Source organism: Oceanisphaera psychrotolerans (assembly GCF_001870485.1).
GTDB classification, from domain to species: Bacteria; Pseudomonadota; Gammaproteobacteria; order Enterobacterales; family Aeromonadaceae; genus Oceanimonas; species Oceanimonas psychrotolerans.
In genome coordinates this window covers 41,816-51,019 of record NZ_MDKE01000019.1, presented here as the reverse complement: position 1 = coordinate 51,019, position 9,204 = coordinate 41,816, and the positions used below count along the sequence as shown (strand labels likewise).

The window sequence follows — 9,204 nt, the reverse complement described above, 5'->3', positions numbered from 1 at the left end:
ACCTGCGACCAATTGATTAAAAGTCAACTGCTCTACCAACTGAGCTAACGACCCGGCTTGGCGGGCTTGCTTAAGCACCCCTGCCAACGGCGGCCTATATTACGGATTTAATTTTACGACGCAACAGCTAAATCATCATTTTATGCTGCTTGATTAAGGAACAAGCGACTCTCTCAAAAAATCGCCAAAGCAGCCCCTGTTTCAGAGGCCGTTGATGTTTTCCTGAGCCAGCCGCGCCGCGCCGGTATTGCCATACTCTTTCAAGACCTGATCAAAGTACTGCCTTGCCTGATCCTTGTCACCCTGTTCGCGGGCAATCAGACCCAGCTTGAGCAACGAGTCGGCCCGCTTGTTGGAATCCTGATAGGCTTCCACCACCCGGGCGAACTGGGCCTTGGCCTGATCAAATCGTTTCTGGGTGAACAGCAGCTGCCCCAGCCAGTAATGGGCGTTGGGTACATAACTGGATTGGGGATACTGGGTGATAAAACGGGCAAAGGCGGGAATGGCGGCGTCGTAGTCCTTGTCCTGTAACACCAGATTGACGGCATTGTCATAGGCCGCCTGTTCATCACCGCTGGCCGGGGTGGCTGACTCCTTGCTCTGCCGGGTCTGAGCAGACGTTTGCTCGCCACCAGACTGAGCCGCCGCCGAGGGCGCATTCTGCGGTTTGTCGGCCGCATCCTGCTGAGCCATCAGCAAGGTACGCTGGCGCTCAATCACCTGCTCCAGACGATAGCTCTGTTCTTCCAGCAGACCGCGCAGCTCGCTCACTTCCTGCTGCATGGCATTCAACTGCCGCTGCTGATCGATTTGTGCCTGGCTTCTGGCGCTGAAGGCCCTTTCCAGCTCAGCCAGGCGATCATTGACGGAACCGCTGCTACCCACACTGGTCACTGGCGCCTGCGCCCAGCTCGATGTGGATAAAACAGCGGCCATCGAAATGGCCGCTAATTTAAATTTCATAACGTCGGATTAAACCTTAGTAAACCAGGACCGCACGACGGTTCTGGGAAAAGGCGGACTCGGTGTGAGAAGTATCAACCGGCTTCTCTTCACCATAGCTGACGATAGCCAGCTGAGCACCGCTCACGCCCAGGCTCTGCAGGTAGCTGGTCACGGCCTTGGCACGACGCTCGCCCAGGGCGATGTTGTACTCGGGAGTACCGCGCTCATCCGCATGACCTTCAACCAGGATGCTGACGGACGGGTTGGAGCGCAGGAAGTTGGCATGGGCTTCCAGTACCTGAGCGTAATGACCGGTCACTTCGTCCTGGTCGAATTCGAAGTAAATCACGTTTTCACGACGCAGTGCTTCGTACTGCTGACGCATCTGCTCTTCGGCTGACAGAGCACCGCCTGCACCACCGGTCAGGGCGCCGCCATTCTGGTAGCTGCCGTCGGTACCGGTCATCGCATCAGAATCGCTGGTAGAGCTACATGCGGCCAGGGTTAACATCGGAAGTGCAACGGCCAGACCTTGAAGCAGTTTTTTCATTTGCATTATTTTTCCTTAGAAATTGCAACGGATTAATTAAGATACGGTGACCATGCCGGTGCACGAACATCACCACTTCGTGCGGGCAGCCTGGCCTTAAAGCGACCATCCATAGACACCAGAGACAGCACCTGGCGTCCCTGATAGGTGGTACTATAGATGATCATAGTGCCGTTAGGTGCAGGGCTTGGCGATTCATCCAGCTGGGTTTCTGTTAACACCTGCAGTTGACCTCCATCCAGCTCCTGACGAGCAATTCGGTATTGTCCCTGTGAGCGGCTGACCAGTACCAGACTGTTGCCATCGCCGGTCATACGGGGACCTAAATTAGTATCACCCTGAAAGGTAACACGACGCGTGTCACCGGAATTCAGATCGGTCCGATATACCTGGGGCCGACCGCCCCGTTCGGACACAAAATAAATCGCCTTGCCATCCGCCGCCCAGGTGGGTTCGGTATCGATGGTACGATTATTGGTCACCCGGTTCAGCTGACGACTGGCCAGGTTGAGCACATAAATTTCCGGCTGACCGTCACGGGACAATACCAGCGCCAGCTTGCTGCCATCCGGTGACCACTGGGGCGCACCGTTGATGCCCGGCTGAGAACTGACCACCTGGCGCTGCTGGCTGTAAATATCCTGTACCACGATTTCGGCTTTCTTGTTCTCGAAAGAAACATAGGCCAGCTTGCGTCCGTCCGGCGACCAGGCCGGCGACATCAGCGGCTCGCGCGAACGTAACAGTACCTGTTCATTGAAACCATCGTAGTCGGCAATCATCAGCTGGTAGGGATACTGGGCCCCGTGCTGCACATTGACGTAGGCGATGCGCGTCAGGAAGGCGCCCTTGATGCCGGTCAGCTTTTCAAACACGATATCGGCAACCCGATGCGCATACTGGCGCAGCTGGGCGGCAGGCACGGTGGCACTGCGGCTTTCCAGCAATTGTGCTCCGTTGCGTCCCAGCACATCGGCCAGTTCGAAACTGATGCGATACTGATTGCCTCCGGCCGGCTCTATGGAGCCCACCAGCACCGCCTCGACCTGATGCGGCCCCCACAGGGTTGCATTCAGCTCGGAGGCCGCAGCCACCTGCTGCGGCAACCGGTTGCGATCCATTGGCCGGAACATACCGCTGTTGCGCAAGTCGTTACCAATCACCTCGGCCAGATCCTGAGGCACGGCACCGCCGCCGGTCCACCTAAACGGTACCACCGCCACCGGGCGGGCACTGTCGATGCCGCCGGTAATCACGATATCCAGTGCCGCCTGTGCCCGACCTGCAAGCAGGATCAGCGGCAACCATAACCATATCCATCGTTTTGTCATCACTAGAGCCTCGGTATCAGCGTCAGATTCAGATTTTGTAATTGCTTGTTCACATCAGGATCCTTCGGCATCGGCAGAGTACCGGTCTTGCGAATCGCCAGCTCGGCCGAACGACACACTTCCGAATCTCCCTGACCGTTGCCTATGTTCAGGATCAAACCGTCTGCAGCGACCCTGATATTGATGCGGCACTGCTTGCCTACCATGGTAGGCCCCACCAGCCAGTTGCGCTGAATGGCAGCCACAATCATGCCGGTATAGCGGTCTACCTCTGCCGCCGACGCCGCTCGTGAAGCACCACCGGCATCCGCTCCCATCAGGCTTCCAGATCTTTCAGCGCCTGCTCGGCTTCGGCCTTGCTTTTCGCTTCCGCCGCCTTGGCCTCGGCCTGCTTCTTCGCTTCCGCCGCCTTGGCCTCGGCCTGCTTCTTCGCTTCCGCCGCCTTAGCCTCGGCTTCTGCCTGCTTTTTGGCGGCTAACGCCTTGGCTTCTGCTGCCGCTTTGGCCTCGGCCGCCTTTTGAGCCGCTTCGGCTTCCGCTTGTTTCCTGGCTTCTGCCGCCTTGGCTTCGGCCTGTTTCTTCGCTTCCGCCGCTTTCTGGGCCGCTTCCGCCTTGCGCTGTTGTTCTACTACCTGTTGCCGTTCAGTCTCGGCCTTGGCTTGCTGAGCGGCTAATGCTTTCTGCTGTTCGGCCAGACGCTCGGCCTCCCTGGCGGCCTGCTGCTGCTCGGCCAACCGAGCGGCCTCTTCTGCCGCTTTCTGTTCCGCTTCGGCGCTGGCCTGTTCTGCCGCTCTCGCTCGCTCCTGCTGAGCCTGCATCTCGGCCAGACGTTCGGCCTGCGCCGACACCATGCCGTCATCGATCATGGTCGCTTCGATGATCGACACCGCCTGGGCTGGCCGCTTGGGTGCACTAAAGTCGATCCCGACCAGCAACACCACCCCGATCAGCAGATGTAACGCCAGCGAAATCAATAACGATTTGCGAATACCGCCTTGCTCCGTCATGAGTCCGCTACTGCTCCGGTTGAGTCATCAGGCCAACCGTCGGCACCCCGGCCGCCTTCAGGGTGGCCATCAACTGGATCACGGCGTCATAGCGCACATTGGCATCCCCTTTCACCACCACCGGTGCCTTGGGGGTGGTATTCAGCTGCGTTTGCACCATGGCCGCCAGCGCCAGCAAGTCCACCGCCTCGTCCCGGCTGTCACCGATATCGAGGAAGTAACGCCCCTCCGCATCGATAGACGCCACCAGCGGCTTGTCGCTGTCTTCCGGCATCATCTCTGCCTCTGCCTGAGGCAAGTCGACCTTGACGCCCTGGGTGATCACCGGTGCGGTTGCCATGAAAATAATCAGCAGCACCAGCATTACATCGATATAAGGCACCACGTTGATCTCGGCAACGCGTTTACGACGTCTGCGTTGATAACCGTGCATCAGTGGCTACCCGCCGCCACCTGGCGGTTGAGAATGGTGGAAAACTCATCCATGAAGTTGGCCAGATGGTTTTCCTGCCGCTCAACCTGGTAGCTGAACCGGTTATAGGCAATGACCGCCGGAATCGCGGCAAACAGGCCCAGCGCCGTGGCGATCAGCGCCTCGGCGATACCGGGCGCCACCATCGACAGCGTCGCCTGCTGTACTTCCGCCAGCGCAATAAAGGCATTCATGATGCCCCATACGGTACCAAACAGACCGATATAGGGGCTGATGGAACCGATAGTCGCCAACAGCGACAGGTTGGTCTCGAGGCGATCCACTTCCCGCGACAGCGCCACGCGCATGGTGCGGTAAGTGCCTTCGAGCATGCTCTCCTGCGAGCGCCCCTGTTTTTGCAGGCGGACGAATTCCTTGAAGCCGGCGTAAAAAATCTGCTCCATGCCGGCCAGGTTATCACGGCGGGCATTGCTCTCATGATAAAGGCGGCTCAGATCGGAGCCAGACCAGAACTTGTCCTCGAACAACTCGGAGTCACTCTGGGCCGTGGTCAGGATCTTGCGCCGGTTGATGATCATGGCCCAGGACAGAATCGACATGCCCATCAGCAACAGCATCACCAGCTTCACCAGCAAACTGGCTTGTAAAAACAGACCTATAAACGATATTTCAGCGTGCACCTGACAATACTCCCATCAGCGGCTCAGGAATGGCAAAGGGTTTCATATGAGCAATTTGGACGCAAGCAATCTGCACCGTCCCCCGAACCAGCGAAAGGCCGGCATCATCCAGAATTTCCTGCTCAAATACAATAGAGGCACGTTTCAGTAATTTCACCGTCACGGTGACTTTTAATGCATCATTGAAACGCGCGGGCCTGAGCAGATCCAGCTCCACTCGCCGCACCACGAAGGCGACCCCCTGATCGAGCAGACTGTCTTGCTCGATGCCCAGGTGACGCAGCCACTCGGTGCGTGCTCTTTCCATAAATTTCAAATAGTTGGCGTTATAAACAATACCACCGGCATCGGTATCTTCGTAATAGATACGCACCGGCCAGCTAAATGTTGTATCAGACATTGTTCGCTCAGCCATACGGCTAAAAAAGATGCCGTTACTATACCTGAGTCAAATTTAGGAAAGAAGAGAGGGCCTTGTCGGCCACGACAGGCGATGACCCGGTAGTCGCCGGAAAAAAGTGGGACTGGGTGACCGGGTACCCAATCCCGGTTTCCTAGCTCCCGAGCCTTGATTCCGGCAAGTCGAAGCCGAAGTGCAGGTAGGCCCGGGGTGTCGCGATACGGCCACGGGGAGTACGTTGCAGAAAGCCCTGCTGGATAAGATAAGGCTCGATCACGTCCTCGATGGTTTCCTTTTCTTCGCCGATGGCTGCCGCCAGGTTGTCCAGCCCCACCGGGCCGCCCATGAACTTGTCGAGCACCGCCACCAGCAGTTTGCGGTCCATGTAATCGAAACCCTGCTTGTCCACGTCCAGCATGTCCAGCGCCTGGGCGGCAATGCCGGCGTCGATGTCGCCACTGCCCTTGACCTCGGCGAAGTCCCGCACCCGGCGCAACAGCCGGTTGGCAATGCGGGGGGTGCCCCGGGCCCGGCGCGCCATCTCGAAAGCGCCATCGTCGTTGATGGTCAGCCCCAGCTTGTCGGCGCTGCGACTGATGATGTGTGCCAGATCCGCCACCTGATAAAACTCCAGTCGCTGCACGATGCCGAAACGATCACGCAACGGCGAGGTCAGCGAGCCGGCACGGGTGGTGGCCCCCACCAGAGTAAAAGGCGGCAGCTCCAGCTTGATGGAGCGGGCGGCCGGGCCTTCGCCAATCATGATATCGAGCTGATAGTCTTCCATCGCCGGATAGAGAATTTCTTCCACCACCGGGCTCAGGCGATGAATTTCATCGATAAAGAGCACATCCCCCGGTTCCAGATTGGTAAGCATGGCCGCCAGATCGCCGGCCTTTTCCAGTACCGGGCCCGAGGTGGTCTTGATGCTGACCCCCATCTCGTTGGCGACGATATTGGCGAGGGTGGTCTTGCCGAGCCCCGGCGGGCCGAAGATCAGCAGATGATCGAGCGCCTCTTCCCGCCGGCGGGCCGCCTCGATGAAAATTTCCATCTGGCTGCGTACATGATCCTGGCCGCGATAATCCGCCAGCGCCTTGGGCCGGATGGCCCGGTCGATGACTTCTTCTTCCCGCTGGGGCGCCGGGTTGATAAAACGATCCGCTTCTATCATGCCTTACACCATGCTGCGCAGGGCTTCGCGAATCAACTGCTCCGCATCCAGCCCGGGTTTGGCGATTTTCTTGACGATCTGCTCGGCCTGGTTCGCCTTGTAGCCCAACGCCTGCAGGGCGGCGATGGCCTCGTCCTTGGCTCCTTCGGCCTGGCCGGCACCGGTAACGGACTCGGGAGCCGGATTGAACAGGTCATAGCCGCCGAAGCCCTTGAGCCGGTCGCGCATCTCCACGATCAGCCGCTCGGCGGTTTTCTTGCCCACGCCAGGCAGCTTGACCAGGGCACCAATTTCGCCCTGCTCGACGTTGTAGATAAACTGATCGGCGGTCATGCCGGAAAGAATGGCCAGTGCCAGCTTGGGGCCGACGCCGTTGGTCTTGATCAGCTCGCGAAACAGGGCCCGCTCGGTCTTGGTATTGAAGCCGAACAGCAGCTGGGCGTCTTCTCGCACCACGAAGTGGGTCAGAATTGTCGCCGCCGCGCCGACATTGGGCAGTTCGTAAAAACAGCTCATCGGCAGCGTCACTTCATAACCGACCCCGCCCACCTCCAGCAGAATTTCCGGTGCCTGTTTTTCGCTGATAATACCTTTCAACCGACCTATCACTGGGGATCCCCGCTAACCAGACTGAATTGTGCCAAGAATAATAAATTACTGGATAAATATCCATGTATCAAAAAAGGGTTTCAACGCAGCCGTCCACGTACCGTGCCCCGGACCTGGCCAGCCATGCTGACCAGACTCTGACGAGTATGGCCGTGACACAGGGCCACCGCCAGGGCATCGGCGGCGTCAGCCTGGGGCGTGCCGGGCAGGCTCAGCAGCTTGACCACCATGTGCTGCACCTGGGCCTTGTCGGCCCCGCCCTGCCCGACCACCGCCTGCTTGATCTGGCGGGCGGAATACTCCGCCACCTCCAGCCCCGCATTGGCGGCGGCAACGATGGCGGCGCCCCGGGCCTGACCCAGCTTGAGTGCGGAGTCCGGGTTGCGGGCCATGAACACCTGTTCGATGGCGAACAGGTCGGGCCGGAACTGCAGCACGATTTCGCTGACGCCGTCGTAGATTTTCTTGAGCCGTGGCGCCAGCTCATCGTCGGTCATTCGGATGCAGCCCGAGCCAGGTATTCCATTTTATTGCCGCTCTGGCGCACCACACCGTAGCCGGTGATGCGCGAGCCGGGATCGATACCGAGAATAATGGACATAAACGGGAAGCTGCTCTTTGGTCAAAGGGTTAAGTCGGATGTTCAGCCGCGTAACTTCGTCGGCCAGAAGGTGCTGCTCAATACAGCACGGCGTCAGTCCGGCGACAACGAAAGCAGACGAAGCAGTAGCAGGGATTGCCGCAGCCGACCATCAAATGCCAGGGATGGCATTTACCGAGCGACACAGGGATGTGCTCGAAGCGTGTCGGCGCAGGCAGCCCTGCTGATGCTTAGTGAGGCTGACCGGTTACAGCTTCTCGGCCAGTTCGTCGGAGATCTCGCCGTTGTGGTAGACCTCCTGCACGTCGTCGGCGTCTTCCAGCATGTCGATCAGGCGCATGAACCTGGGTGCCGTCTCTTCATCAAGCGGTGCGCTGGTCGAGGGGATCATGGTGACTTCGGCATTGTCGGACTCGAGGCCGCTGGCATCCAGCGCATCCTTGACGCTGCCGAACTCGTCCCACTGGGTATAGACGTCGATGGAGCCATCGTCGTTGACCACAACGTCATCGGCGCCGGCTTCCAGCGCCGCTTCCATCACGGTTTCCTCATCGGCATCCGAATAGCTGATCACGCCCTTCTTCTCGAACAGATAGGCCACGGAGCCGTCGGTGCCGAGGTTGCCGCCGTTCTTGGAGAAGGCATGACGCACGTCGGACACGGTACGGTTGCGATTGTCGGTCATGCATTCCACCATCACGGCGGTGCCGCCCGGGCCATAGCCTTCATACACTATGGTTTCCAGCACCTGACCGTCCAGCTCGCCGGCGCCGCGCTTCACCGCCCGGTCGACGGTGTCGCGGGTCATGTTGTTGGACAACGCCTTGTCGATGGCCGCCCGCAGCCGGGGATTGGCCGACGGATCCGAGCCGCCTTCGCGGGCGGCGGTGGTCAGTTCACGAATAAGCTTGGTGAAGATTTTGCCGCGCTTGGCATCCTGCGCCGCCTTGCGATGCTTGATATTGGCCCATTTACTATGACCTGCCATCAGTCTCGTCTCCCTTGTTCTTGCGTGAGTTCTTGCGTGAGTGCTCTCATTGTTGCCGGCGCTGTATCAGCCTGTCGATGGCCAGCTTGTTGGTCCAGGAACTGGCCTGCTCCCGGGCCTCGGCCAACGGCAGCCAGCACTGGGAAAGGTGCTCGGTAAGACACACCTCTCGCGGGCCCGGCAGGTGCAGATGAAATTCGTATTCCCAGTTATGGGTCACCCCGGGGCGGTAACGGTGCCGCCAGCGGGGGTAGATTTCAAAGCGCACCCGGTGTCCGGTTTCCACCAGCCGCAGTCCGTTATCGAGCCGAAGACCGGTTTCCTCTTCCAGCTCGCGCGCCGCCGCCTCAAAGCGGGTTTCGCCCGGCTCCAGGCTGCCGGTAACCGACTGCCAGAAGTCCGGGTTGTCCTGCCGTTGCAGCAACAGTACCTGCTCCTCGGTATGAATGAGGATCAGTACCGATTCCGGGTGCTTGTAAGCCAT

10 protein-coding genes and 2 pseudogenes are annotated in these 9,204 nt (G+C 59.1%); all 12 read right to left on the bottom strand.

The window, feature by feature from the left end:
• Positions 1-201: 201 nt before the first annotated feature.
• The 12 genes and pseudogenes from ybgF to nudB all read right to left on the bottom strand — a co-directional run bounded on the left by ybgF (position 202) and on the right by nudB (position 9,204).
• Positions 202-966, bottom strand: a complete 765-nt coding sequence (ybgF, locus tag BFR47_RS08215) for a tol-pal system protein YbgF (RefSeq protein ID WP_071472609.1) — start codon at positions 964-966, stop codon at positions 202-204.
• Between the two features lie 16 nt (positions 967-982).
• Positions 983-1,504 (bottom strand): peptidoglycan-associated lipoprotein Pal, encoded by a 522-nt coding sequence (pal, locus tag BFR47_RS08210; RefSeq protein WP_071472608.1) that lies wholly within the window; start codon positions 1,502-1,504, stop codon positions 983-985.
• Between the two features lie 26 nt (positions 1,505-1,530).
• The gene (tolB, locus tag BFR47_RS08205) at positions 1,531-2,829 is read right to left on the bottom strand and encodes a Tol-Pal system beta propeller repeat protein TolB (protein WP_071472607.1); all 1,299 of its coding nucleotides are present in this window, start codon (positions 2,827-2,829) and stop codon (positions 1,531-1,533) included.
• 2 nt (positions 2,830-2,831) lie between these two features.
• Positions 2,832-3,835: pseudogene (gene tolA / locus BFR47_RS08200) on the bottom strand (cell envelope integrity protein TolA).
• A 7-nt stretch (positions 3,836-3,842) separates the two neighbouring features.
• The gene (gene tolR, locus BFR47_RS08195; RefSeq protein ID WP_071472606.1) at positions 3,843-4,268 is read right to left on the bottom strand and encodes a protein TolR; all 426 of its coding nucleotides are present in this window, start codon (positions 4,266-4,268) and stop codon (positions 3,843-3,845) included.
• Positions 4,268-4,948: a protein TolQ gene (gene tolQ, locus BFR47_RS08190; RefSeq protein ID WP_071472605.1), complete on the bottom strand. Its 681-nt coding sequence runs from the start codon at positions 4,946-4,948 to the stop codon at positions 4,268-4,270. Before tolQ ends, tolR begins: the two co-directional genes overlap by 1 nt.
• A complete protein-coding gene (ybgC, locus tag BFR47_RS08185) occupies positions 4,938-5,348 on the bottom strand; it encodes a tol-pal system-associated acyl-CoA thioesterase (RefSeq protein WP_071472604.1) in 411 nt (136 codons plus the stop codon). Before ybgC ends, tolQ begins: the two co-directional genes overlap by 11 nt.
• 154 nt (positions 5,349-5,502) lie before the next feature.
• Complete coding sequence (gene ruvB / locus BFR47_RS08180) at positions 5,503-6,522, bottom strand: Holliday junction branch migration DNA helicase RuvB (protein ID WP_071472603.1); 1,020 nt, start codon at positions 6,520-6,522, stop codon at positions 5,503-5,505.
• 3 nt (positions 6,523-6,525) lie between these two features.
• On the bottom strand, positions 6,526-7,131 hold the full coding sequence (ruvA, locus tag BFR47_RS08175) for a Holliday junction branch migration protein RuvA (protein WP_071472602.1): 606 nt from the start codon (positions 7,129-7,131) through the stop codon (positions 6,526-6,528).
• 80 nt (positions 7,132-7,211) lie between these two features.
• Positions 7,212-7,732 (bottom strand): annotated as a pseudogene (gene ruvC, locus BFR47_RS08170) (crossover junction endodeoxyribonuclease RuvC).
• Between the two features lie 247 nt (positions 7,733-7,979).
• Positions 7,980-8,720 carry a YebC/PmpR family DNA-binding transcriptional regulator gene (locus BFR47_RS08165; protein ID WP_071472601.1) on the bottom strand — a complete coding sequence of 247 codons (741 nt, stop codon included), beginning with the start codon at positions 8,718-8,720 and terminating at the stop codon, positions 7,980-7,982.
• A gap of 46 nt (positions 8,721-8,766) precedes the next feature.
• On the bottom strand, positions 8,767-9,204 hold the full coding sequence (nudB, locus tag BFR47_RS08160; RefSeq protein WP_071472600.1) for a dihydroneopterin triphosphate diphosphatase: 438 nt from the start codon (positions 9,202-9,204) through the stop codon (positions 8,767-8,769).

Excerpts from the sequence above, each read along its gene's own strand:
- BFR47_RS08165 (WP_071472601.1), bottom strand. The coding sequence starts at position 8,720 with ATGGCAGGTCATAGTAAATGGGCCAATATCAAGCATCGCAAGGCGGCG.
- ybgF (WP_071472609.1), bottom strand. The coding sequence starts at position 966 with ATGAAATTTAAATTAGCGGCCATTTCGATGGCCGCTGTTTTATCCACA.
- pal (WP_071472608.1), bottom strand. The coding sequence starts at position 1,504 with ATGCAAATGAAAAAACTGCTTCAAGGTCTGGCCGTTGCACTTCCGATG.
- nudB (WP_071472600.1), bottom strand. The coding sequence starts at position 9,204 with ATGGCTTACAAGCACCCGGAATCGGTACTGATCCTCATTCATACCGAG.
- ybgC (WP_071472604.1), bottom strand. The coding sequence starts at position 5,348 with ATGTCTGATACAACATTTAGCTGGCCGGTGCGTATCTATTACGAAGAT.
- tolR (WP_071472606.1), bottom strand. The coding sequence starts at position 4,268 with ATGCACGGTTATCAACGCAGACGTCGTAAACGCGTTGCCGAGATCAAC.
- tolB (WP_071472607.1), bottom strand. The coding sequence starts at position 2,829 with ATGACAAAACGATGGATATGGTTATGGTTGCCGCTGATCCTGCTTGCA.
- ruvB (WP_071472603.1), bottom strand. The coding sequence starts at position 6,522 with ATGATAGAAGCGGATCGTTTTATCAACCCGGCGCCCCAGCGGGAAGAA.